The sequence below is a fragment of the Rhodococcus sp. LW-XY12 genome, from assembly GCF_019317345.1.
GTDB lineage: Bacteria > Actinomycetota > Actinomycetes > Mycobacteriales > Mycobacteriaceae > Rhodococcus > Rhodococcus pyridinivorans.
In genome coordinates, this window is the sequence record NZ_CP079225.1 from 2,545,431 (window position 1) to 2,569,531 (window position 24,101).

General features: G+C 66.2%; 20 protein-coding genes and 2 pseudogenes. 13 read left to right on the forward strand and 9 right to left on the reverse strand.

Annotated elements, in window-relative coordinates; genetic code table 11:
• Nucleotides 1-608: 608 nt before the first annotated feature.
• Nucleotides 609-2,096 (forward strand): DHA2 family efflux MFS transporter permease subunit, encoded by a 1,488-nt coding sequence (locus tag KXC42_RS11970; protein ID WP_219130475.1) that lies wholly within the window; start codon nucleotides 609-611, stop codon nucleotides 2,094-2,096.
• Nucleotides 2,097-2,191: 95 nt separating this feature from the next.
• Here KXC42_RS11970 and KXC42_RS11975 read toward each other — a convergent pair whose 3' ends face one another.
• The 4 genes from KXC42_RS11975 to KXC42_RS11990 form a co-directional block, all read right to left on the reverse strand.
• Nucleotides 2,192-2,515 carry a pyrimidine/purine nucleoside phosphorylase gene (locus tag KXC42_RS11975; RefSeq protein ID WP_059383442.1) on the reverse strand — a complete coding sequence of 108 codons (324 nt, stop codon included), beginning with the start codon at nucleotides 2,513-2,515 and terminating at the stop codon, nucleotides 2,192-2,194.
• Between the two features lie 230 nt (nucleotides 2,516-2,745).
• On the reverse strand, nucleotides 2,746-3,360 hold the full coding sequence (locus tag KXC42_RS27730; protein WP_006552068.1) for an ABATE domain-containing protein: 615 nt from the start codon (nucleotides 3,358-3,360) through the stop codon (nucleotides 2,746-2,748).
• Nucleotides 3,361-3,363: 3 nt separating this feature from the next.
• Nucleotides 3,364-3,801 carry an amphi-Trp domain-containing protein gene (locus KXC42_RS11985; RefSeq protein ID WP_219130391.1) on the reverse strand — a complete coding sequence of 146 codons (438 nt, stop codon included), beginning with the start codon at nucleotides 3,799-3,801 and terminating at the stop codon, nucleotides 3,364-3,366.
• A gap of 277 nt (nucleotides 3,802-4,078) precedes the next feature.
• A complete protein-coding gene (locus KXC42_RS11990) occupies nucleotides 4,079-4,345 on the reverse strand; it encodes a hypothetical protein (protein ID WP_219130392.1) in 267 nt (88 codons plus the stop codon).
• 184 nt (nucleotides 4,346-4,529) lie between these two features.
• On the opposite strand from KXC42_RS11990, the gene KXC42_RS11995 reads away from it, so the two are divergent.
• From KXC42_RS11995 to KXC42_RS12035, 9 genes and pseudogenes are all read left to right on the forward strand, one after another.
• On the forward strand, nucleotides 4,530-6,185 hold the full coding sequence (locus tag KXC42_RS11995) for an acyclic terpene utilization AtuA family protein (RefSeq protein ID WP_232333469.1): 1,656 nt from the start codon (nucleotides 4,530-4,532) through the stop codon (nucleotides 6,183-6,185).
• Nucleotides 6,182-7,780, forward strand: coding sequence for an acyl-CoA carboxylase subunit beta (locus KXC42_RS12000; protein ID WP_219130393.1), 1,599 nt, complete (start codon nucleotides 6,182-6,184; stop codon nucleotides 7,778-7,780). The genes KXC42_RS11995 and KXC42_RS12000 overlap by 4 nt, the downstream gene beginning before the upstream one ends.
• Nucleotides 7,781-7,787: 7 nt before the next feature.
• Nucleotides 7,788-9,824 carry a biotin carboxylase N-terminal domain-containing protein gene (locus KXC42_RS12005; protein ID WP_219130394.1) on the forward strand — a complete coding sequence of 679 codons (2,037 nt, stop codon included), beginning with the start codon at nucleotides 7,788-7,790 and terminating at the stop codon, nucleotides 9,822-9,824.
• Entirely contained in the window at nucleotides 9,821-10,600 is a 780-nt protein-coding gene (locus tag KXC42_RS12010; RefSeq protein WP_219130395.1) for an enoyl-CoA hydratase family protein, read from the forward strand. Before KXC42_RS12005 ends, KXC42_RS12010 begins: the two co-directional genes overlap by 4 nt.
• A gap of 365 nt (nucleotides 10,601-10,965) precedes the next feature.
• Nucleotides 10,966-11,859 (forward strand): ABC transporter permease, encoded by an 894-nt coding sequence (locus KXC42_RS12015; RefSeq protein ID WP_219130396.1) that lies wholly within the window; start codon nucleotides 10,966-10,968, stop codon nucleotides 11,857-11,859.
• A gap of 56 nt (nucleotides 11,860-11,915) precedes the next feature.
• Entirely contained in the window at nucleotides 11,916-12,326 is a 411-nt protein-coding gene (locus tag KXC42_RS12020; protein WP_024100963.1) for a lipopolysaccharide assembly LapA domain-containing protein, read from the forward strand.
• 79 nt (nucleotides 12,327-12,405) lie between these two features.
• Nucleotides 12,406-13,560, forward strand: coding sequence for a glutamate--cysteine ligase (locus KXC42_RS12025; protein WP_219130397.1), 1,155 nt, complete (start codon nucleotides 12,406-12,408; stop codon nucleotides 13,558-13,560).
• A 73-nt stretch (nucleotides 13,561-13,633) separates the two neighbouring features.
• A pseudogene (locus KXC42_RS12030) lies at nucleotides 13,634-14,066 on the forward strand (transposase); the annotation flags it as partial.
• Nucleotides 14,067-14,761: 695 nt separating this feature from the next.
• Nucleotides 14,762-16,243, forward strand: a complete 1,482-nt coding sequence (locus tag KXC42_RS12035; protein WP_219130398.1) for a glyceraldehyde-3-phosphate dehydrogenase — start codon at nucleotides 14,762-14,764, stop codon at nucleotides 16,241-16,243.
• A 248-nt stretch (nucleotides 16,244-16,491) separates the two neighbouring features.
• Here KXC42_RS12035 and KXC42_RS12040 read toward each other — a convergent pair whose 3' ends face one another.
• The 3 genes from KXC42_RS12040 to KXC42_RS12050 form a co-directional block, all read right to left on the reverse strand.
• Nucleotides 16,492-17,250 (reverse strand): cutinase family protein, encoded by a 759-nt coding sequence (locus tag KXC42_RS12040; RefSeq protein WP_019289445.1) that lies wholly within the window; start codon nucleotides 17,248-17,250, stop codon nucleotides 16,492-16,494.
• 139 nt (nucleotides 17,251-17,389) lie between these two features.
• On the reverse strand, nucleotides 17,390-18,289 hold the full coding sequence (locus KXC42_RS12045; protein ID WP_006552080.1) for an alpha/beta fold hydrolase: 900 nt from the start codon (nucleotides 18,287-18,289) through the stop codon (nucleotides 17,390-17,392).
• Complete coding sequence (locus tag KXC42_RS12050) at nucleotides 18,286-18,969, reverse strand: TetR/AcrR family transcriptional regulator (protein WP_219130399.1); 684 nt, start codon at nucleotides 18,967-18,969, stop codon at nucleotides 18,286-18,288. The genes KXC42_RS12045 and KXC42_RS12050 overlap by 4 nt, the downstream gene beginning before the upstream one ends.
• A 129-nt stretch (nucleotides 18,970-19,098) precedes the next feature.
• Between KXC42_RS12050 and KXC42_RS12055 the strand changes: the two genes are divergently transcribed.
• On the forward strand, nucleotides 19,099-19,746 hold the full coding sequence (locus KXC42_RS12055; RefSeq protein ID WP_232512278.1) for a pyridoxamine 5'-phosphate oxidase family protein: 648 nt from the start codon (nucleotides 19,099-19,101) through the stop codon (nucleotides 19,744-19,746).
• Nucleotides 19,747-19,774: 28 nt separating this feature from the next.
• Here the strand turns inward: KXC42_RS12055 and KXC42_RS12060 are convergent, their stop codons facing one another.
• Both KXC42_RS12060 and KXC42_RS12065 read right to left on the reverse strand, forming a co-directional pair.
• A complete protein-coding gene (locus tag KXC42_RS12060; RefSeq protein ID WP_219130400.1) occupies nucleotides 19,775-21,058 on the reverse strand; it encodes a competence/damage-inducible protein A in 1,284 nt (427 codons plus the stop codon).
• Nucleotides 21,059-21,082: 24 nt separating this feature from the next.
• Nucleotides 21,083-22,567, reverse strand: a complete 1,485-nt coding sequence (locus KXC42_RS12065) for an adenylate/guanylate cyclase domain-containing protein (protein ID WP_064852838.1) — start codon at nucleotides 22,565-22,567, stop codon at nucleotides 21,083-21,085.
• A 353-nt stretch (nucleotides 22,568-22,920) separates the two neighbouring features.
• Between KXC42_RS12065 and KXC42_RS12070 the strand changes: the two genes are divergently transcribed.
• Complete coding sequence (locus tag KXC42_RS12070) at nucleotides 22,921-23,166, forward strand: hypothetical protein (protein WP_232333350.1); 246 nt, start codon at nucleotides 22,921-22,923, stop codon at nucleotides 23,164-23,166.
• Between the two features lie 37 nt (nucleotides 23,167-23,203).
• Nucleotides 23,204-23,943 (forward strand): annotated as a pseudogene (locus KXC42_RS12075) (Nramp family divalent metal transporter); the annotation flags it as partial.
• Between the last annotated feature and the right edge of the window lie 158 nt (nucleotides 23,944-24,101).

The window sequence follows — 24,101 nt, forward strand, 5'->3', positions numbered from 1 at the left end:
GGTCGCGCTGTGCCGGTGGTCCCGAAGCACGAGTGGGCGATGACGACACCGTCGGTCGCTGCCGGTCCGCCGGGGAACTGGGCGTAGTTGAGGATCTGGGACGGCGACGCGGGATCATGCGCGACGTGAACGACGACCGGAATGCTCCCGACACCTGTCGGGGCCGGTGCGCGCTGCCCTGTCCGGCGTTCCGCAGACCTCGCGGGTCGATGGGGAGTCCAGGTCGGCCATGACGGATCCTCTCCTGCTCCGGAAGCGGCATCGAATGAAGCATCACCCTCGGTGCTGCGGAACCATGCGTAGCGGACTACTCGAAAGTCCTTCCTTCGGACGTGCCCATCAGGTGTGCGTCGGCGAATCGGCCTCCACCCCCAGGCATTCTGCCACCCGGACGCGCCGATTCCGGGGTCGCTCGAGCGTGCCGATGTCGAGCGACCCAGTTTCTGCTCAGGCGCCGCGAGGACAACCTGATCAAGCTCCGCCGAACTGCGGAGGAGCAGTGCGGAAAGTAGCGGTCCCGGTCGGTCGTAGCGCAACGACCGAACCGGGACACCTCGACCCAATAGATCGCCGGTCGTGCTCGACCGGTACGAACAGGAACGAAATCGATCCAAACCGAACGTAATCCGTGGTGGGGCCTGTCGGCCCTGGTGGTCGGGTTCTTCATGATCCTGCTGGATCTGACCATCGTCGCGGTGGCCAGCCCGGCGATCATGGCCGACCTGCAGGCCGACATCAATCAGGTCGTCTGGGTGGCCAACGCATATCTGCTCACCTATGCGGTGCCCCTGCTGTTCACCGGTCGTCTCGGCGACCGGTTCGGACCCAAGCACGTCTATCTCGCGGGCCTGGTGGTGTTCACCGCGGCGTCGCTGTGGTGCGCGACCTCCGGCACCATCGAGATGCTCATCGCCGCCCGCGCCGTCCAGGGACTCGGCGCGGCGCTGATGACGCCGCAGACGATGGCGATCATCACCCGCACCTTCGCGCCCGACAAGCGCGGCACCGCCATGGGTCTGTGGGGCGCGGTCGCCGGACTGGCCTCGCTGCTCGGGCCCCTCGTCGGCGGTGTACTGGTCGACTGGCAGGGCTGGAACTGGATCTTCTACATCAACGTCCCGGTCGGCATCATCGCCTTCGTGCTGGCGGCATGGCTGGTGCCCAGCCTCGAGACCCAACCGCACAAGTTCGACGTCGTCGGCGTGATCCTCAGCGGCGTCGGACTGTTCCTGCTGGTCTTCGGAATCCAGGAAGGTTCCAGCCGCGACTGGGACGTCTGGACCTGGACGATGATCCTCGCGGGTATCGCGGTGAGGGTGCTGTTCGTGTTCAACCAGGCGCGCAACAAGGGCGAACCTTTGGTGCCCCTGGCCCTGTTCCGCGACCGGAACTTCTCGATGTCGAACATCGCGATCTCGTCGATGGGCGCAGCCATGACGGCCCTGATGGTTCCGGCCTACTTCTATCTCGAGACGGTCCGCGGATTCTCACCCACGAAAGCCGCCCTGATCTTCGCCCCGATGGCGATCGTCACCGGTCTGACGGCACCGCTCATCGGCAAGTTCTCCGACCGGATGCCGCCCCGGGTGCTGCCCACCGTCGGCTTCACGCTCTTCTCCGCGACGATCTTCGGGTTCGCGGTGCTCATGACGCCGGACAGCCCCATCGTGCTGTTCCTGCTCATCGCCGGTATCGCCGGCCTGTCCAATTCGTGCATCTGGGCGCCGCTGGCCTCCACCGCCACGCACAACCTGCCCATCCATCAGGCGGGCGCCGGTGCCGGCATCTACAACACCACCCGCCAGGTCGGTTCGGTGCTGGGCAGCGCCGCGATCGGTGCTCTGATCTCGTCGCGGATGGCCGCCCAAGGATTGGGTGAGGTGCAGGCCGGTGAGGGCGGCGGAGCCGCGATGGGAGCCGCTCTCCCGGAGCAGATCGCCGAGAAGTTCAGCACCGCGCTGAGCCAGTCGATGCTGCTGCCCGCGTCGGTTCTGATCATCGGGATCGTGGCGTCGGCGATGTTCGTCGGTCACGCATCGTCGCAGCGGAAGGCGCAGGCCGGAGCTTCGCCGGATCGCGCAGAGGTCACCGGCTGAGCCGGGTTCGTATGTAGTGGCCGGTCGCCACGAACGGAAGAACGCTCCCACCGAGCAGGACTCGGTGGGAGCGTTCTCACATGCTGAGGGTGTGGTCAGCCGTAGTGGCAGACGTAGCTGACGGCCTCGGTGACCTCGATGTCGAACGACGAGTCGCCGGGCACCGAGAAGGAGTCGCCTGCACCGTAGGAGGTCCAGTCCTCGCTGCCGGCCAGTCGGACGCGGCACGCGCCGCTGTGCAGTTCCATGACCTCCGGGGCGGCCGTGCCGAAGTTGAGGGTCGCGGGCAGGATCACGCCGGCCGACTTGCGGGTTCCATCCGCCAGATGGAAGTTGTGGCTGACGCACTTGCCGTCGAAGTAGACGTTGGCACGCGGGTCGAGCGTCACGTTGGCGTAGGTCGAAGTCGGCTCACTCATGGGCTGGAGCGTAGCGAGGCGGGTGCAGGTCGCCGGTCGCCGGGGTCGGTGTGCGCACGTCCGTCGCGAGGTGTATCTCAGGGGACCTTCACGGAGTCGACGATGTCGAGGTCCTCGAGCTGGTCTCGGTGCAGGAGGAACTGGCGCGGATCGGAGCCGAGCTCGCCGACCGCCACGCCCGCTGACCGCAGATGGCGTTCGACGGGAGGCTCACAATGCAGAAGTGAGGCTCACAACCCGGAGGGTCGACCACCAGGGTTGTGAGCCTCGCTTTTCGGTTGTGAGCCTTCTGCGGGATGCGATTTCCGGCGCGTCCTCGCGGCGCGAGCGACACGTGCGCGATTGCCGCACACGTCACTGCACCAGTGCTGACGTGCGTTGAGTCGGGTGAAGTACAGCACGCACCGTGGTGCCTCGCACTTGCACAGCAAGGTTGCCGCGTGACCGGTTACCGCTGTGATTGCGGATACGGCGATTTCGGCGACCGATTCCTCGAACGGGTCGTGGGAGTCCGTGGTCCAGCGGACGTGGAGGCGATCGTCACCGACAACGATGCCGGGAGTGATGCGTGTGCGATCGAGCACCGTGCGCAGGTGGGCCGCTGCCTGGGCCGGATCACCGTCGAGCGTGTCGCGGTAGACGGAGCCGAGCGTGTCGCGGAGTTGTCGGAGTTGCGCGAGCTGGTCCTCGGTCGGTGTGAAAGGTGATCGAGGGAAGCTGATCTCTTCATTCAGTGTCTGCATCCACGCGTGGGCCCGGTCGGGCGAGTCGAACAGGTCGGTGATGCCGCGACCGTCGTAGTAGCGGCTGCTCAGGAAATTGGTGGACGGGCAGGGGCTGTGCATCGATCAGTCGGCGACGCGTTTACGTGGCCGGCCACGCCGCGCCGTCTTCTTGACCGAGGCTCTTCGTCGCGGCTCGGTTTGCTGCGGCTCGCCTTCGTCCTCGTCTTCACCCGGGTCCTCATCCGAACCTTCGGCGGTGTCCGCTTCCTCGTCCGGCTCCTCGTCCGGTTCCTCGTCCTCCTCCTCGTCCGCATCGGCTTTTGGGCTGTCGGATGGTGCGTCGCGCCAACTGAATTCGACCTCGATCTCGACCTGGTCGCCGTCCACCTCGATCTCGAGTTCCCATTCGAGTCGGTCGGCGACGACGAGCGAAATGGTGTCACCGCCCGAGTCCAGTTCCACTTCGGATCCCGTCGCCAAGGCGCGGCCGAGTGCGATCAACCGCTCGGATGCCTGCTTGCGGGAAAGTTCGGCCTTCTGCTTGATCTCCAGCTTCGGCACGGCAACTCCTGACCTCGGTGAAGTATGCATCCACGGTATCTGCCGCGGGGTAGGCAGGAGTCGTGAACGAGGAGTCGTGACGATTTCGGGGTTCGCCGTCCTGGCAAGTTACGTGCGCGCGACCGATCGCGGCGAAAGTACTTCCGGGCGCGATTAGACTTGCCGGTGTCGCAGGCCTGCCGATGATGTCGGGCCCGGTGCCTTGCCGGTGCCGGTTCGTGTGGCGATGGTTCTGTTCGTGTTGCGACGGTCGACGGTGCGGTCGGTGGTTCTTCTGTCAGGAGTTGTCATGGCCCGTTCCGTTCGAGATGAAGAAGGCCGTTCGTCGGCAGATGAGGTGACGCTGCACGACCTCGAGATGGTGGTGCAGGCACTGACCGGCCGAGGTGCGGACGCAGATGCCGTCGAGTTCGGGAGCAGTCGAGGAGCTGCAGAGCCGGCCGGGCAATCCGACGTACCGGATGGGAGGCGTCGTCGCCGCGCACAGCGGTGAGCCCGTTATCGGCGGTGAGGGGTACGACCAGGGGCCGCGTGAAACAGTCATGAGTGCTTGCTCCGAGAGCAGCGACATGTGACGCTGACCACATGGTGGAGTTGCGTGAGCTTCTCGACGATCTCTGTCCGCTCGTTACTCAGCGGACAGGACGCCCGGTCCAGGAGTGGATCGCGTGAGCCGCGTCGTGCGAATCGGCAACTGCTCCGGTTTCTACGGTGACCGTCTGTCGGCGATGCGCGAGATGCTCGAAGGCGGCGAACTCGACTATGTGACCGGTGACTACCTCGCCGAACTGACGATGCTCATCCTCGGTCGCGATCGTCTGAAGAATCCGGATCTCGGTTACGCCAAGACGTTCCTGCGGCAGGCCGAGGACTGCATGGGTCTTGCCCTCGACAAGGGGGTGCGGATCGTCGCGAACGCCGGGGGTCTCAATCCTGCGGGTCTGGCCGCGGCGCTGCGCACGGTTGCGGATCGGCTCGGTCTGTCCCCGCGCATCGCCCACGTCGAAGGCGACGATCTCCTTGCTCGCATCGACGAGTTCGGTTTCGACGCCGACCGGCGCCCGCTGACCGCCAACGCGTATCTCGGTGCGTGGGGCATTACGCGGTGCCTCGATGCCGGAGCCGATATCGTCGTGACCGGGCGCGTCACCGACGCTTCGGTGATCGTCGGTCCCGCCGCCGCCTACTTCGGTTGGGCTCCTGATGACTTCGATGCACTCGCGGGTGCTGTTGTCGCAGGGCACGTCATCGAATGCGGTACCCAGGCGACCGGCGGAAACTATGCGTTCTTCACCGAACTCGACGACCTCGTCCGCCCCGGATTCCCCATTGCCGAGATCGAGGCCGATGGCGCGGCGACCATCACGAAGCACCCGGGCACGGGAGGAGCCGTCACCGTCGGCACGGTCACCGCACAACTGCTGTACGAGGTGACGGGCGGACGCTACGCGAACCCCGATGTCACCGCGCGCATCGACACCGCCACGCTGAGCCGGGAAGCACCCGATCGTGTCCGCATCACCGGCGTGAAGGGCGAGCCGCCCCCACCGACCCTGAAGGTGTGCCTCAACGCGCTCGCCGGGTTCTACAACGAGGTCGTCTTCGTCCTCACCGGACTGGACATCGACGCGAAGGCCCAGTTGGTGCGATCTCAGATGGAATCGAATCTGCCGAGGCGGCCTGCCGAACTCGAATGGACTCTCGCTCGCACCGACCATGCCGATGCCGATACGGAGGAAACCGCGAGCGCTCTGCTGCGCTGCACTGCGCGCGATCCCGATCCCGACGTCGTCGGACGCGCATTCACCTCCACGGCGGTCGAGTTCGCCCTTGCAAGCTCTCCCGGGTTCTTCGTCACCGCTCCGCCCGGCCCGGGCACCGCCTACGGTGTCTACACGGCCGAGTACGTCGAGGCGACCCGCGTGCCGCACATTGCAGTGTTGCCAGACGGCACCCGCGTCGACATCCCGGCCGCGGCGACCACCCGGACCCTCGAACCGTTGCCGGACCCGAGTGTGCCCGCGCCGCTGTCGCCCGGACAGACTCGTCGCGTTCCGCTCGGCACGATCGCCGGTGCCCGCAGCGGCGACAAGGGCGGTGACGCCAACATCGGGTTGTGGGTCCGATCCGACGACGAATGGCAATGGCTTGCAAATACTCTCACCGTCGACACGCTGAAGGACCTGCTCCCCGAGATCGAACCCTTGCCTGTCACACGTCATCTGCTCCCGAACCTGCGGGCCGTGAACTTCGTAATCGAGGGAATCCTTGGTCGTGGCGTCGCCTCCCGTGCCCGCTTCGACCCCCAGGCCAAGGGCCTCGGTGAATGGTTGCGCGCCCGATACCTCGACATCCCGACCGTCCTGCTGGAGAAGCACACGTGAGCACCTTGATCTCGACCCTGGATGCCGGCTCCACCGAATACGGCGCAGCCGCCGATACAATGCGTGCTCGCCTGGCCGAACTCGACACAGAACACGGCAAGGCCCTTGCCGGCGGGGGAGAAAAGTACGTCCGGCGACACCACGACCGAGGCAAGTTGCTTGCGCGGGAGAGGATCGAACTGCTCCTCGACCCCGACTCGCCGTTCCTCGAGCTCTCACCGCTCGCGGCCTGGGGCACCGAGTTTCCCGTCGGCGGCAGCGTCGTCACGGGCATCGGTGTGGTCGAAGGCGTCGAATGTGTCATCGTGGCCACCGACCCCACCGTGCGCGGGGGAACCAGTAACCCGTGGACGCTCCGCAAGACGTTGCGTGCCGACGACATCGCCCTGCAGAACCGGATGCCGCTGATCTCCCTCGTCGAATCCGGCGGCGCGGATCTGCCCACGCAGAAAGAAGTGTTCATTCCCGGTGGCCGGCTCTTCCGCGATCTGACCCGGTTGTCGGCGGCAGGTATCCCCACGATCGCGGTGGTCTTCGGCAATTCGACCGCTGGCGGCGCATACATCCCCGGCATGTCCGACCACGTCGTGATGATCGAGAAGCGGTCGAAGGTGTTCCTCGCCGGCCCGCCGCTGGTGAAGATGGCCACCGGTGAGGAATCCGACGATGAGTCGCTCGGCGGCGCCGAGATGCACGCGCGTATCTCGGGTCTGGCCGACCACTTCGCGGTCGACGAACAGGACGCGGTGCGCATCGGTCGCAGCATTGTGCGGCGCCTCAACTACCGCAAGGCCGGCCCTGCACCCCGGACGGACGTACGCGAACCGCGGTACGACGCCGAGGAGCTGCTCGGGATCGTCCCTGAGGATCTTCGGCAACCCTTCGATCCGCGTGAGGTCATCGCCCGCGTCGTCGACGATTCCGACTTCGACGAGTTCAAACCGCTCTACGGGTCGTCGCTCGTGACCGGCTGGGCACAGGTGCACGGCTATCCGGTCGGGATTCTCGCCAACGCGCGCGGCGTGCTGTTCAACGAGGAATCGCAGAAGGCAGCCCAGTTCATCCAACTCGCGAACCGTGCCGATACGCCGCTGTTGTTCCTGCACAACACCACCGGGTACATGGTCGGTCGGGAATACGAGGAACGCGGCATGATCAAGCATGGGGCGATGATGATCAACGCGGTCGCCAACTCCACGGTGCCGCACATCTCCATCCTCATCGGCGCGTCCTACGGCGCCGGTCACTACGGCATGTGCGGACGTGCCTTCGATCCGCGGTTCCTGTTCGCGTGGCCCAGCGCCAAGTCTGCGGTCATGGGCGGTGCCCAACTGGCCGGGGTCATCTCTCTCGTCGGACGCGCTGCCGCGCAGGCACGCGGCCAGGACTTCGACGAGGCCGCCGACGAGGCGGTGCGCGCGGCCGTCGAGAACCAGATCGAAGCCGAATCGCTGCCGATGTTCCTGTCCGGTCGTCTCTACGACGACGGCATCATCGACCCCCGCGATACCCGCACTGTGCTGGGACTGTGCTTGTCGGCTGTTGCCACCGCCCCGATCACAGGTGCCGAATCCTTCGGCGTCTTCCGGATGTGAGGTTCCCGTGACCGAATCGACCATCACCACGGTGCTCGTGGCGAATCGCGGGGAGATCGCCCGCCGCGTGTTCGCGTCGTGCCGTCGGGCCGGACTGGGGGCGATCGCGGTGTTCTCCGATGCCGACGCGAACAGTCCGCATGTCGGCGACGCCGATGCCGCCGTGCGACTTGCGGGAGTCACCCCTTCCGAGACCTACCTCGACGGGAAGAAGATCGTCGCGGCAGCGTTGACGACGGGCGCCGACGCGGTCCATCCGGGTTACGGATTCCTTTCCGAGAACGCACGATTCGCGCGCGAAGTGCTCGAGGCGGGGTTGATCTGGATCGGACCGCGCCCGGAGTCGATCGAACGGATGGGCTCGAAGGTCGAGGCCAAGAAGATCATGGCCGACACCGGTGTCCCTGTTCTTGCCGAACTCGACCCTGCCGACATCACCGACGCCGACCTCCCGGTGCTCGTCAAGGCCTCCGCAGGCGGCGGTGGGCGCGGAATGCGGGTGGTGCGGACATTGGCCAACCTGCCTGGGCAACTCGACGCGGCCCGCCGGGAGGCCGCGTCGGCGTTCGGCGACCCGACGGTGTTCTGCGAGCGGTATCTCGAGAACGGGCGGCACATCGAGGTCCAGATCCTCGCGGACCGCCACGGCACGGTGTGGGCGGTGGGCGAACGCGAATGCTCGATCCAACGTCGCCACCAGAAGGTGATCGAGGAAGCCCCCTCGCCGCTCGTCGACGCGATCGAGGGGATGCGCCCACGCCTGTTCGACGCCGCCCGGCGCGCCGCTCAGGCCATCGGGTACGAGGGCGCCGGCACCGTCGAGTTTCTCGCGGACCGCTCGGGGCGGTTCCACTTCCTGGAGATGAACACGCGCCTGCAGGTCGAGCATCCCGTCACCGAATGCACGACCGGGCTCGATCTCGTCGATCTCCAGTTCCGCATCGCCGACGGTGACCTCCTCGACCCCGAACCACCCCCGGTACACGGCCATTCCGTGGAGGCCAGGCTCTACGCCGAGGACCCGGCCCGAGACTGGCAACCGCAGTCCGGCACCGTGCACCGTTTCGCGCTGCCGCAGGAGGCACGCGAGTTCGACGTGCTCCGGCACACCGGTGTGCGCGTCGATTCCGGTGTCCTCGCGGGATCGGAGGTCGGGGTCCACTATGACGCGATGCTCGCCAAGATCATCTCGTACGCACCGACCCGCGACCGCGCGGTGCGGCTGCTGGCATCGACGTTGACGCGCACCGAGATCCACGGCATTGTCACCAACCGCGACCTCCTCGTCGCGGTGCTGAAACATCCCGCCTTCCGTGCGGGGGAGACCGACACCGCCTTCTTCGACACCCACGGACTCACGGAACTGTCGGCACCGCTCGCCTCAGCGCACGCGGAAGCGGTGTCCGCGATCGCCGCTGCTCTGGCGGAGTCGGCCACCAATCGCACCGCTGCCACGGTGAATGCGGGACTGCCCTCGGGATGGCGGAATCTGCCCTCGCAGCCGCAGGTCAAACGATTCTCCGGCGTGCACGGCGACCATGAGGTGCGTTACCGGATCACGCGCGACGGTGTCCACGTCGACGGCCGTGACGACCTCGGCGTCGTCGGCTTCACACCGGATCGGGTGGTTCTGGACGTCGATTGTGTCCGCCAGCATTTCGCTGTGGCGCGGTACGGCGACGCGGTGTACGTCGACTCATCGCTCGGACCGGTGCGCCTGACCGCGGCGCCGCGCTTCGTCGACCCCACCGCCCGGATCGCTGCCGGATCACTACTCGCGCCAATGCCGGGATCGGTGATCAGGCTCGGCGCTGCCGTCGGCGATGTAGTGGAAGCGGGCAGGCCGCTCGTGTGGCTCGAAGCGATGAAGATGGAGCACACCGTCACCGCACCCACTGCCGGCACGCTCACGACGCTCGCCGTCGAAGTCGGCGATCAGGTCGCCGTCGGCACCGCCCTCGCTGTCCTCACCCCGCACGACGTGTCCGCACCGGTCGAGAGCCCCGACAGCGAAGGGGGCCACCACATCGAGGAGTTGTCATGACCGAACCCGATCCGGTGGTGGTGCGCTACGTCGTCGACCACGGCGCTGCGACACTGACCCTCGACTCCCCGCACAACCGCAACGCCCTGTCCGTACCGCTGCTGACCCAACTGAGCCGCGGACTCGTCGACGCGGCCGCCGACCCCGCCGTCCGCGCGGTCATCCTCACCCATACCGGTGGAACATTCTGTGCCGGAGCGGATCTGAGCGGATCTTCCGGATCCGCGCAGGAAACGGCTGCCGCACGCACCCGCGACATGACGGCCTTGCTCCGGCAGATCCTGGAGCTCCCCAAGCCGGTCTTGGCCCGCATCGACGGGCACGTCCGCGCCGGCGGCATGGGTCTGATCGGTGCCTGCGACATCGTGGTCGCCGGGCCGGCGTCGACGTTCGCACTTACCGAGGCACGGCTCGGTCTGGCCGCGTCGATCATCTCCTTGACCGTGCTCCCGCGATTGTCGCCGCGCGCAGCGGCACGGTACTTCCTGACCGGCGAACGGTTCGGTCCCGAGGAGGCGTCCTCCGAGGGTCTCGTCACCCTGTCGGTGTCCGATACCGACGCTGTCCTGGTGGAGTTGCTCGCGGAGATCCGTGCCTGCTCACCGCAGGGTCTGGCCGAATCGAAACGCCTCGTCACGCAGCGGATCCTCGAGGACTTCGATCGTTACGGAGACGACCTGGCAGCACGTTCGGCGCGGATGTTCGGTTCCGAGGAAGCCGCGGAGGGGATGACGGCGTTCCTACAGAAGCGGCGCCCGTGGTGGGACATTCGGTGAGAGGGTGTCACCCGAGGCCCTGCGTCATTTTGTGCGGAGCGAATACCGATCCTGCCGATCTCGTCACCGGGCGCCGGGTGCGCGAAACGACCGTCTCCACCCTGCTCGGCGACGCGGTGCTGAAAGATCGTGGCACGCCCGGGCATCGGGTGGTCTCGATCGCATCGGATCTCGCCGGAGAGAACGGGTTCGAAATCGACGGCGACTCGGTGCTGCTGGATCTGCCGCCCGATCGCGGCCCGACGTCGTCCGCGCGCTCGTCGCCGACGGCGTGGATGTGTTGTCGGTCGGACCGGCCGAACGCATCCTCGAGGACGTGTTCCTCGAAATGACCACTCGTTCCACACCCACGAAGGGGGCGTGACATGTCCGCCTCGACACTCCGCTCGCACTCCGATTCCACCTCACTTGCCGCACGGCACAACACCGTTGCTCGGAGCTTGCGTGCCGAGTTGTACCGGTTGCGTGCGTGGCCGGCGATGTGGACGACGGTCGGCACGTGGTTCCTGCTCGCGATGGTTTTCGGCTACGTATTCCCGTACGTCTCCTACACGACCCGAACGGCCGGCTTCCCCACGGAAGGGGAGCCGACCGAAGCGTTGCTGCAGAGCGTCCTGCCCGAATCGATCCCTGACTTCCTGGTCCAGGGCACACCGTTGTTCGGTGGTGCGCTCGTGCTCGTCCTGGGTGCTCTCATTGCCGGGAACGGGTACAGCTGGGGAACGTGGAAGACCGTGTTCACTCACGGCCGTCTGCGCCCGACAATCGGTGCCCTGCTCGCTCTTGCGGTGATCGTTGCCGCGATGGTGGTCGTCACCGCTGTGCTGTGCACGGTCGTGTCTGTCTCGCTCGCCACGATCGAAACACAACCGCTCACGATGCCGTCGGCCGGCGCACTTCTTCGCTCCGCGGGTGCGGCGTACCTCGTGTTCATGATGTGGGGAACGATCGGCTTCGCCCTCGGCACCTACGCCCGCAGTGCGGCGCTGTCGGTCGGCCTGGGGCTGGTATGGACGGTTGTCGTCGAGAATCTGCTGCGAGGCGTCGGCTCCGCGCTGCAGCTCGTCGAGGACGTGACGGCCTTCCTGTCGGGAACCGCAGCCGGATCGCTCGTCGGCGCGGTGACCGGGGGAGGGGAGGGCACACCCGGGGTGGTGGATGTGATCTCGGGACCGAGGGCGCTCATCACCGTCGCCGCCTACATTGCCGTCGCAGTGGTCGCCACCGGGATTCTGGTGCGGAGCCGGGACGTGAACTGACCGCAAAGATTCTGCCGGTGGGATAACCGGAACAGGGCCGGGGTACCCGATCGAACATGACGACCAGCTCGAGGGGCCCTGGCGATTCGAACCCCGATTTCTCGCCGCCCGCGCGACGTAGCGATACTCCGGTACCGCCATCCGGGGCGACACCGGATCCGGACGCTCCCAGCAGGCTGCATCCCGACGTCGCCCGGGGCAAAGGCATCAGAGGCACCCGCACCGGGGCGTTGTGGACTGCCCTGATCGTCGGTGTGTTGATCCTGCTGTTGCTATTGGTGTTCATCCTGCAGAACCTGGACAGCGTCACCCTCGAACTGTTCGCGTGGGACTTCTCGTTGCCGCTGGGTGTGGCACTGCTGTTCGCTGCGATCGCCGGAGCGGTGATCGTCGGCCTCGCCGGGGGTCTGCGGATTCTGCAGCTCCGCCACGCCGCCAACCGGCAACGCGCACGCACCGTCCGGTAAGACAGATCTCCGACTGCAGTACACCCACGCCGGCCGCTCTTCCTTCGTAGAGTGAAAGATCTCGAGTGGGGAGAACGCCATGGCCGCCACAGGACCGACCGACACCTCTCCTGTGCGCGGCGGGGCGGCGGCCACGATCGGCGTCGAAGAGGAATTCGTCCTGGTCGATCCCCGTACCGGTCGTCCCATCCTGCGCAGTCTCGACGTGCTCGCGGCCGGACTCACACTCGGCATCGAGCTCGAGGTCGAGCTCTCCCCGTGTCAGGTCGAGACCGCCACCACGGTATGTACACACCTGCAGGACCTACGCGAAGAGCTGCGCCGCTCCCGCGCGACGGCCGCCGACGCCGCAGCGCGCGCAGGATGCCGGCTCGTAGCGGTCGGCACACCGATCTTCGAACCTCCGAGCGGATCGGTCACCGCCACGCCTCGCTACCAACGCATGGCACAGCACTATCGTGGCGTCACCGACGGCGTGATCTGCGGATGCCACGTGCATATCGGTGTCGACGATCGTGACCGCGCGGCCCAGCTCATCAACCATCTGCGCCCATGGCTTCCCGCCCTGCTGGCGCTGACCGCCAACTCGCCGATCACCGACGGCCGGGACACCGGATATGCCAGCTGGCGATACCTGCGGTGGGGGCGCTGGCCGAGCGCGGGACTGCCCCCGCAGTGCGCCTCGGCCGCGGAATACGACGCGGCGGTCGAATCGCTGCTCACCACCGGCACGATCCTGGATCCTCGAATGGTCTATTGGGATGTGCGGATCTCCGCGCATCATCCGACCCTCGAGATCCGCATCGCGGACGTGCCCGCGACCGTCGAGGAGACCGTCACGCTGGCCACCTTGGTGTATGCATTGGTCGCCCAGGCGACGGCATCGATCGAACGCGGCGAGCCGACGCCCTCGGTCGATCAGGAGCTGCTGCGCGCGGCGTGCTGGAGAGCGGCCCGGGACGGTCTGGCCGGGCGCGGTGTCGATCTCGGCTCTGGGCAGTTGGTTCCGGCAGTCGACCTGATCTGGCGACTGCTCGCTCAGGTCCGGCCGATCCTGGAGGAACTCGACGTCTACCGCTCCGTGCACGACACTCTGTCGGGAACCGTGGATCGAGGTAATGGGGCGATCAGGCAGCGTCGCATTCTCGAGCGCGGGGGTTCCTTCACCGATGTGGTTGCCGACGCGGCGCGGCGCACTGTGGAGGGCTACGGGCCGGATCTGCGTCCGTCATGACCGACACGACAGCCGGGGTGCCGCGCTTGCGGACCGACGCTCATCGGGGAGCAGATCGTCCTAACCTCGGGCCGAGCTCGCACCGTATCGAAAACCGCTGACCCGACACGATCCCGGCAAGATCGTGCTCGATCTCGCGACGGCATTCGCGATCGGTGGGGACTGCCTCGCCGACATCAGCCAACTGCGGACTCACCCGGAGATCTTCGGTGCGGTGGCCTCCGACCCCACCGTCTCCCGCCTGATCAGCGTGTTGGCCGTCGACGCCGACACCGCGCTCGCCGCGATCGACCGGGCCCGCGCCACAGCCCGTCGCCACGCCTGGACCGCCGCCGGTGCGTCGGCTCCCGAGCACGCCATCGACGAAGCGCATCCGCTTGTCCTCGACATCGATGCCACCGAAGGTCACCGCGCATTCCGAGAAGGAACAGGCCGCCCCGACGTTCACGCGAGGCTTCGGTTTCCATCTGCTGTGCGCGTACCTGCTCCATCGAGACGAAGGAACTGTTTCCGGGGCCGTGGACCTCGGCGTCACCCGACCGTGTCGGGCAGTCGACCGTGGATGCACACCGCAATCCACGGTCTCCCCACCGAATCCGAAGCTGCTCAGTCCGACACGTGATCCGCGCGAAAGATCGAGGCTAAGCAAATATTCCTCGGCCTCGTCATTTCTCACGGGTTTACCACGTGCAGCACGGTCTTGGCGTCGGAACGCGCAAGCCGCGGATTTTCGCAGCTCGGAGTAAGTCCTGGGCTCTGCCCCGGTTGTGTGAAATGACAAGTAGATCTGTTGGCGGTTCGAAGGTTTCGAAATAGGATGTGAGCCGGATTCATTTGCGCGCCGGAATATTGATGACGCAATACCCGCCGATGGACTCTTGATACCATCCGGCATGCCGCCACAATTGTTGTGACTGGCGACACACGCAGCTCGCCGGTTCATCTACAGCTCCAGGGTCGACGACGCCTTCCTATCCGGGGAGGGACGATCAGCTTCACGCACGCGCGGGCACGATTCGCCTACCGGGCGTCGAACCGTGAGAGCTCTTTCATATGCTTGGCGGTACGCACGCCGTAATCGGCGTCGGTCGCGTACGGTTCCACCGATCCGGACACCGACCGGCGAGTGACGTGCGTCTCGTCTGGGCTGCACCCAACAGCCTGCGACGTGTCAGACGAGCCGGAAAGGCAGAGGAGCGCAGTGAGCACCCCGGAATTGGCACAGTGGAACTCGCAAGAGGCTATTGCGGAAGCAATGATCCCGATCATCGGCGGTCTGCACCGCCGGCATTCGGTCACGATCTTGCTTCACAGCCGCTCCCTCGTGAACAAGTCGGTGATCGGTATTCTGCGGACGCACCGTTTCGCGCGTCAGATCCGCGGCGACGAGCTGTCGGTCGAGGCAACCTTCCCGTTCCTCCAGGCGTTGACCGACCTCGACCTGCAGCCGTCGAAGATCGACCTCGGCCTGCTGGTGACGGATTATCAGGCCCAGGGTGCCGGACGATCCATCCCGGATTTCGTCGCTGAGAGCCTCGCGGATCTGGTCGGCGGCGCGCAGACGAGCCCCGCGAAACCGCAGGACGTGGTCCTGTACGGGTTCGGGCGAATCGGCCGGCTCGTCGCCCGTCTGCTCATCGAGAAGGCAGGCTCGGGCAATGGGCTGAACTTGCGTGCTGTGGTGGTCCGTAAGGGAGGTGACGACGACCTGACCAAGCGTGCCTCTCTGCTGCGTCGCGACTCCGTCCACGGACAGTTCAACGGCACGATCAAGGTCGACACCGAGAACAACGCCTTGGTCGCCAACGGCAATGTCATCAAGTTCATCTACAGCAACGATCCGGAAAGCGTCGACTACACCGAGTACGGCATCGACAACGCCATCCTGATCGACAACACCGGAATCTGGCGCGACCGCGACGGTCTGTCGAAGCATCTCCGCCCCGGTATCGCCAAGGTGGTGCTCACCGCACCGGGTAAGGGTGATCTCCCGAACATCGTGCACGGTGTCAACCACCGCGACCTCGACCCGGACGAGACGATCGTGTCGTGCGCGTCCTGTACCACCAATGCCATCGTTCCGCCGCTGAAGACCATGGACGACAAATTCGGTGTGGTGCGTGGTCACGTCGAGACGGTGCACTCGTTCACAAACGACCAGAACCTGCTGGACAACTACCACAAGGCCGACCGTCGCGGACGTTCCGCGCCGTTCAACCTGGTGCTCACCGAGACCGGCGCCGCTTCGGCGGTCGCGAAGGCGCTTCCCGATCTGAAGGCGAAGATCACCGGCAACTCGATCCGTGTTCCTACGCCGGATGTGTCCGTCGCGATCCTTCACCTTCAGCTGACTCGTGAGACCACCAAGGAAGAGGTGCTCGAGCACCTGCACCAGGAGTCGCTCACCGGTGCGCTGCGCCGCAACCTCGACTACACCTCGGCCACCGACGCAGTGTCGAGCGACTTCATCGGCTCGCGCGCGGCGTGCATCATCGACGCCAATGCAGCGATCGTCGACGGCGACACCGCCATCCTCTACGTCTGGTACGACAACGAGTTCGGTTACTCGTGCCAGGTGGTGCGAACGGTCCAGTACCTGTCGGGTGTGGAATACCCCGTCTATCCCATCACGGAAGCCGGCCCCGTGGAGCACGTCGAGGAACCTGCCGCTGCACAGGCATAACAGTCCTGCGCAGACTGCAGTAACGACAGTCTGCTAGGGACTCGCCGACGAGGGAACCCATCCTTACCTGAGGATGGGTTCCCTTTTGCGTTGGGCCATTGGTGGCGTCGAGGAGGAGTAGCGGCCGTCGAAACTCGGGGGAGGTTGTGTGCGGTTCCGGCGAAGAACACGCACACAACCTCCCCCGAGTTCGTCACTCTGGTACTGATGCACACCGCGCGGTCGGCGAACTCTCCGGCCCGACTCGGTCAGGGCTGGTAGTCGGGGTACTTAGTGTGCAGCTGGAAGTACCCCGTCACGTTCTCGCGGAGCCAGTCCTTGCCGTCCTCGGGTGTGCGACCGTCGCAGATCGCGTCGCCTTCGATGCAGACTCGTTCGACGTGGATCTCACCGAAGTCGTTCCGGCCGCCGCCGAGCGTCACACCGGGAGCGACGGGACCCGGGAACAGGGTCTCGACGCCGCGGTCGTCGCGGGGGTCGGAATAGAGGACGCCCGAGATCCGTTCGGGGGGAACGGACCCGTCGGCTGCGATCTCGGCGAGAACATCGCCCGCGATCGAGGCGCCCTGCGAGTAGCCGAGCACCAACAGGTCCGAGTCGGGGCAGGTGCTGTGTCGGACGGTGATGGTCTGGCGGAGTCGCTGATGCCCGATCTGCTTCGACCTGTCGTAGGCGATGGTGCCGTCGTCGTCGATGCCGTCGAAATCGTCGTGCGAGCCGGTCCCGGGCAACGGCACAACCACTGCGGGGTAGCGGATGTGTTCGACCACGGTGCCGGGAGACTCGAACCGAGCGGAGATCTTCGCCAAGGGGGATGCCGGGTCGATCGAGTCGCGGGTTTCGAAGCCGCGGGTTCCGTCGACGGCGAGGACGTACCGTTCAGGGCAATTGCGGACCGGGTCAGCGGACGCGGAACCGACCGGACCCGCGACGCTCAGACCTGCGGTGAGCAGACCTGCGGCGAGCAGGCCGACGGTGCGTGTGCGTCTGCGATCGATCCGGGACATGCGCGATTCTCCTCGTGTGCCCCCGACAGACAATAACTGCGGTCGATGATATCGATGTCCCGTTTGTTCGTCATGTTAAGGATGCGTGCTTTTCGGTGATCGTGGTCACCCCCGACCGGTGACTCCGGTGGCATGTCCGTCAGGGCTGGTCGGCCGGGATTCGGGCGGCCAGCTCGGTGATGAAGCCGGCGATCTCGTCGGGGTTCTCTTCGGCCATGAAGTGGCCGCTGGTGGTGCCCTGGTAGGTGAGATCGGGTGCCCACGCCTGCCAGAGAGCCGAGGCGTCGAAGCCCAGTTGCGAGCCCCAGTCCTGGGAGATGACCGCGACGGGCATGGTGAGCCGAGCCCCGCGTTCGCGGTCGGCGAGGTCCATGTCGAGATCGATGCCGGCGGTGGCGCGGTAGTCGGCCACGATCGAGTCGACAGAGTTGATCGAGCTGGTGACGTAGTGATCGCGCTCCTCGGGCGTGAAGGTGGTTCCGGTGGGGTCCCACGCATCGAGGAACGAGCCGAAGAATTCCGGGGCGACAGCGGCGATCATCTTCTCGGGCATCCCTGCGGGCTGGGCCATGAGGTAGAGGTGCCAGGCAACCTTGGCGTTCACGCCCTGAAGTACGGCCCAGGTGTCCATCGTGGGAAGGACATCGAGGATGCCGAGGTAGTCGACGGCGTCGGGGTGGTCGAGTCCCGCACGGACGGCGACGAGCGCACCGCGGTCGTGACCGACGAGCCCGAAGTGGTCGAAACCGATCTCGCGGGCGACCGCGACGATGTCGTTCGCCATGGTGCGCTTGGAATACGACTCGGGATTGTCGACCGGGGGTTGGTCGCTGGCGCCGTAGCCGCGCAGGTCGGGGACGATCACGGTGTGGTCCTCAGCGAGTGCGTGGGCGACGTGGCGCCACATGTAGTGGGTCTGCGGGAAACCGTGCAGCAGGACGACGGCCGGACCTTGCCCACCGACGGCGACGTTGAGCTTCACGCCGCCGTCCACGGTGATCGTGCGGTAGGTGAAGTCCTCGATGGTGCAGCGGGTCATGGGGTCTCCGTAGTCGTAGTCGTGGTGGAGGTTTCGGGGTGGCCGGAGAAGATCCCGGCGGGCAGGTCCGTTCGGCCGGCGGACGCGGTGAGCGCGGGAATGATGACGGTGTCGACGAGGGCTTCGAGGTAGGTGTCGTCGACGGTGAGACCGTTCGCTCGTCGCAGGAGCAGGACGGTTCCCACGACCTCCTCGTATGCGAATGATTGAGCGCCCGAAGGGAGTTCGCCTCGCGCAACGGCATCGTCGAGGACCGCCTGGGGGAGACGTGCGCCTGTCGGGCCGACGGTCTCCTCGATAGCGTCGCACAACTCCGGGTCTTCGAGTCCCGCGTGGAGCAGCATGAAGGCGGCGTTGCTGTCGGTTGCGGACATGGTGAGGCTGAGGCGTTGCGCAAGCATCAGCAGATCGTCGCGGAGTGTGTCGCCGCGCCGGAGTGGAACCGCCGAGGGATGCGCAGGGGCGTCCTTCACTGCTGCGAGGACCATGTCGCGCTTGGACGGCCATCGTCGATACAGCGTTGCCTTCGACGCCTGGCAACGTCGAGCGACCGCCTCGAATGTCACGCCCTCGTAGCCTTGTTCGGCCAGTAGTTCGAGTACGGTGGTGGTGATCCGACGCTCGAGTTCGGCGTCGCGTGGACGTCCGCGTTGCACAGGCGGCTCATTCAGATACGACACGTTCCGTATCGTAAACCAGATGGCCGCTGTCGGCGAACTGCAGGGTCGACACCCGCGTCTTTCTGGTCACGGTCGATTGTGATGCACTGTCTCGTTGTCGGCATAACGGACATCGGCGAGGAGATCGGTATGGGTTCGAGGTATCACCATCTGGCGTTCGGCCCGGAGGCGGTCGCGCGTCAGGAAGCTGCGGGCAGCATCGTTGCCTATGGTGCCGACCTCGACGAACCCGACCGAGGGCCTCAGCCGTTGGGCGACCGGGAACTCGCTCTCGTACGCGAAAGCTTCCAGTTCCATATGGCGACGGTGACCCCGAGCGGATGGCCCTATGTCCAGTACCGCAGCGGACCCGTCGGGTTCCTGCACCACCTCGGTGGGCAGACGATCGGGTTTGCGGATCACCGAGGCAACCAGCAGTTCGTCTCGGTCGGGAACATCGCGGACAACGGAAGGGTCGCGCTGTTCCTCGCGGACTTTCCGCTGAAGAGACGGTTGAAGCTCTTCGGTACCGCGCGGGTGGTCGATGCGGAAGACGACCCGCAGCTTCTCGACCGGCTGCGCGATCTCGGTGACGGGCGGAGAATCTCGGCGCGATGTGAGCGAAGCATCGTCATCGAGGTCGAGGCCTTCGACTGGAACTGCTCTCGGAGCTTGATCCCGCAGTACACCGACGAAGCGGTCCGCGCCCGGATCCGTCCCTACATCGACGAGATCAACGACCTCCGAGCCGAAGTGGATTCTCTTCGGACTCAGCTGAAGGCGGCACGCGAGGGCTGACAACCGCCGAGGGCGCGCGCGTGCAGGCTCAATCCCGACCGAGCTGTGCGACAACCAGATGCAGTGCTGCGGTGGTGGTGAGAGTCCGGACCCGTTCGCGGTCGCCGGGGAAGCGGCGGGTGACCGTGTACGTCGGCCGTCCCTCGATCGCGACGCCGAAGCACACCGTGCCCACCGGCTTGGCCTCGGTTCCCCCGTCGGGGCCGGCGACCCCGGTGGTGGAGACCGCGACGTCGACCTTCAGGCGCCGTCGAGCACCCTCGGCCATGGCTGCGGCGACCTCCTCGCTCACCGCCCCGTGTTCCGCGATCATCTCGGCCGGTACGTCGGTCAGATCGGACTTCGCGTCGTTGGAGTACGAGACGACGCCACCCATGACATAGGCCGACGACCCGGGACGGTCGGTGAGCCGCGCGGCGACGAGTCCGCCGGTGCACGACTCCGCAGTCGCGATCGTGCGGCCGTCGAGGACGGCGATCAGCTGGTCGTCGATGGTGGAACCGTCGGTTGAGAAGATCTCGCGTCCATGGTGTTCGGTGAGGACGTCGAGAAGGCGATGGTAGATGTCCGCGTCACCGGAGGCGACTCGCGTCACCATGTCGAGTTCGCCGTGTCGGAGACAGGTGGTGATCTCGAGGCGTTCGAGGCCGGCGATCTCTGATTCGGCCCGGCGCAGCGTCTCGGCGAGTTGTGCCTCGTGCAATCCGTAGGCGCGCACGGTGTGCTGCTGCAGGTCGTCGGCTCGCGCCAACACGTCGGCGACCGCGGGGGAGGCGACCGCGCTCGGCCACATCGCCTGCAGCTCACCGGGCGGGCCGGGCAGGATGACGATGGTCGGTACCGGCCGTTCGCCGGCGACCGCGGGGATGACCACGCCCGGCGCTGTACCGGTGGGCGGCAGGGCGGTGGCACCGGCGGGCACGTGCGCCTGCTTCCGGATCCCGATACGCGTCGGTCCGGTTTCGAGATCGGGGGTGTCCGGGCGGAACCGGCGGATGACACCTGCGATGTGTTCTTCGAGTTCGGGGTCGAGCAGCAGTTCGCGATCGCAGTACTCGGCGACGGTGGGGACGGTGAGGTCGTCGGCGGTGGGACCGAGACCCCCGCTGGTGACGATGAGATCGACGCCCTGCTCGGTGAGGAAGCGTAACTGTGCGGTCAGGTCGGCGGGCCGGTCACCGCAGATCGTGATGTGGGCGACGTCGACGCCGAGTTTCAGGAGTTGGTCGGACAACCACGGTCCGTTCAGGTCGGAGATCCTCCCCGTCAGCACTTCGGTCCCGGTCACGATGATTCCTGCACGCACGCTCACGGAGCCGAGCCTAGTCGGCGACGATCATCGTGGACGCCTCACTGCCTTGTTGCGACGGTCTGCGAGGCGGGCGAGCTCACGAAGCATGCCGGGAGCCCGGCGCGCCATGGTCAATACTGCCCGGTCCGAGACGGTCGGGCGTGGTGGCAGCGCAGGCTGTGCAGGACGGGCCCCGACCGTCGCCCTGAACACCTGGACCTGACCGGGCACACCTTTGAGCCGATGCCTGCCCAGGTCGGTGAAATCGAAATCTCCGCCGACCGCAAGCTCGCGCACCGCCTGTGAGCATCGCACCTCGCCAGGCCCGGAGGAGGCAGCGATCCGCGCTCCGATATGGACCGTCATTCCGGTCAACCCGGGACCGGCGCGGGTCACCGACCCGACATGCACGCCGGAGCGCACAGAAAATCCGAGAGTCGATGTCGATCGGATAATCCGGTGCGCGCACTGCAGTGCGGCCACTGGACCGTCGAAGACACTGAGGGTCCCATCGCCCGCGATGCCCACCAGCGTGCCTCCGCCGGCCTCGACCTCCGCACGCACGAGTCGGTCGTGCGCGCCCAGCAACCTCGCGAACCGGTTGTCACCGACCTCAGCGAGCAGGTCGGTGGAGCGGACGACATCGGTGAACAGAACCGCGCCCAGGAACCGATCGGCCTCGACCGGATGGTCCGTGCCGCTGACGAGTTCCTCCACGTGGTCGAGAACAGGAATCAGCACTTCACCCAGGGTTGCGCCGAGGGCGATCGGTGGCAGCTCGTAGAAGCGGCCGTTCGGAATCTGCGCGGCCATCCTGCGGCCGGCCTCTCGAGCGAACAGAGTGTCCGGCTGATGCAACACCTTCGTCGGGCATTGGATTGCCGGCAGAATCAAGGAGTAGTTCGCGCGGAGAGCCCACTCGAGATGTTTCTGGGCAGTTCTCGGTGTGGCGGAGCAGCGTTCGAGCAGCGCCATGATCCGTCGATTGTGTGGGACATCGAGGGTCGGGTGCGCCAGGGACGTGAGCTTCCCTTGACCCCAGCATGCGTACGCATCCCGATACGACTCGACGAACCGGTCTCGCTCGTCAGCAGTCCATCCCGGTGGCGGATCACCGTCGGACAGCAGGGTATCGGACCAGGGTTCGGCGAGGACCAGCCCGGAAACGCGGTCGGGGTGCCGAGCCGCTACCAGGGCAAGGGGCCCGCAGGTGCTGGCTGCGCCGACGAGCGTGGCGCGATCGACCTCGGCGTCGTCGAGCACCGCGACGACGTCGTCGGCCTGCTCCTCGAGCGTGGGGACGTGCTCGACGGGATCGGACAGTCCGAATCCGCGTCGCTGGAAGAACAGCGAACGCGCGAAGCGGGCACAACGTTCGAAGTTGTAGTGGAAGTGCGGATCGGTCCACATCAGGTCCGGATGCATCATGTCTTCGAAGAACCACGCGATCGGATGTGGCCCCTCACCCACGATCTGATACGCCAGTGCGGCGCCGTCGCGCTGGATGTACCGCGTCACGGGCGGATCCATGGGAACAGCGATAGGCGCCGGTCGACAGCGCGGCGAGTGTCGGCTGTCGAAACCGACCGGCGACGGAAACCGGCTTCTATCGTGAGGTTGCTGAGGAAAGCGTGGTCTTCACGGCGCGTCTCGCATGAGACGGGTGGACGCCGGAGCAGGGGTGTGCTGCTTTCTGTGGTCGCTGCAGCGCTGCTCCTGGGTGTCTTCGCATCAGGGTGCGCTTCGATGCGCGGCGGGGTGGAAGGCAATCTCGGTCGGGCAGCGCAGCAGATCGGTTCGGCGGCGGTCTCGGCTCAGCTGAGCCTGCAGGTTTCGCCGACGGTCACAACACCACCGCCGCCACGGACACCGCCCTGTCGGACATGCTCGAAGAGGTCGACCAGGCCGTCTCGGCAACCGCGGATCGAGAGGTGGACACCCCCGGCCAGGGAACCCTGCGCGCCGAGGTCCTGCAGGCGGCGAACACGGTTACCGGACAGATCATCCGGGGACGAGACATGGTTGCCGGAGTCGGCGAGCAGACCGACCTGACTGCGGTTGCGGCCGAGCTCGGACGTGCAGGTACGGAGTTGCTCGATCTCGGAGACCGTCTCGAGGCGGCCGGATGAAAAGTCTCTTCGCCGTCGCTCTCAGAATCCTCACCGCATCCTCACCGCGATCGGGGGATTTCTCGACATCGGTGACCTGGTCACCAATGCCGTGGTGGGCGCGCGTTTCGGGTTGTCCTGGCCTGGGTGGTGCCGGTAGGCGTGCTGGGAATCTGTGTCTTCCGCAGATGTCCGGCCGCGTCGCTGCGGTCAGCGGCCGAGCCACTTTCGAGATCATTCGCGAACGTCTCGGGCCGCGCATGGCAGTGGCGAATCTGAGCGCGTCGTTTCTGATCAACCTGTCGACGTGGACCGCCGAGGTCGGTGGTATCGCGCTGGCGTTGCAGTTGGCGAGCAGTGTGAACCCGAAGATGTGGATTCCGGTAGCCGCCCTGGCGGTGTGGCTGGTGATCTGGCGGGTGAAGTTCTCGGTGATGGAGAACGTCACCGGGGTGGTCGGACTGTGCCTGGTCATGTTCGCAGTGGCGGTGTTCCTTCTCGGTCCGGATTGGGGGGCAGCTCGCGAACCAGGTGTTCACTCCATCCCTGGTGGACAGCGAGAAACTGGCGGCATATCGGTATTACGCGATCGCGTTGTTCGGTGCGGCGATGACTCCGTACGAGGTGTTCTTCTTCTCCTCCGGGGCGGTGGAAGAGAAGTGGACGGTGCGGGATCTGGCGAAGTCCCGGCTCAACGTTCTGGTCGGATTTCCCCTCGGCGGCATCCTCTCGGTGGCCATCGCCGCGCTGTCGGCGATCGTGCTGATGCCCCCTGCTCGTCCGGTTGTATCGGCCAGTGGGGGAGTGCCGTCGCCGGAGGTCGTCGGGATTCTCCTCTCGCCTCGCCGGCGCGCCGCTGACCGATCACGCCGCGGCCTCGACGATGCTGGGCAGAGTTACCACGCTCCGGCGGCGGCACGTCGCTGCTGCCGACGCCCGCCTTTTCCGTCGTGACG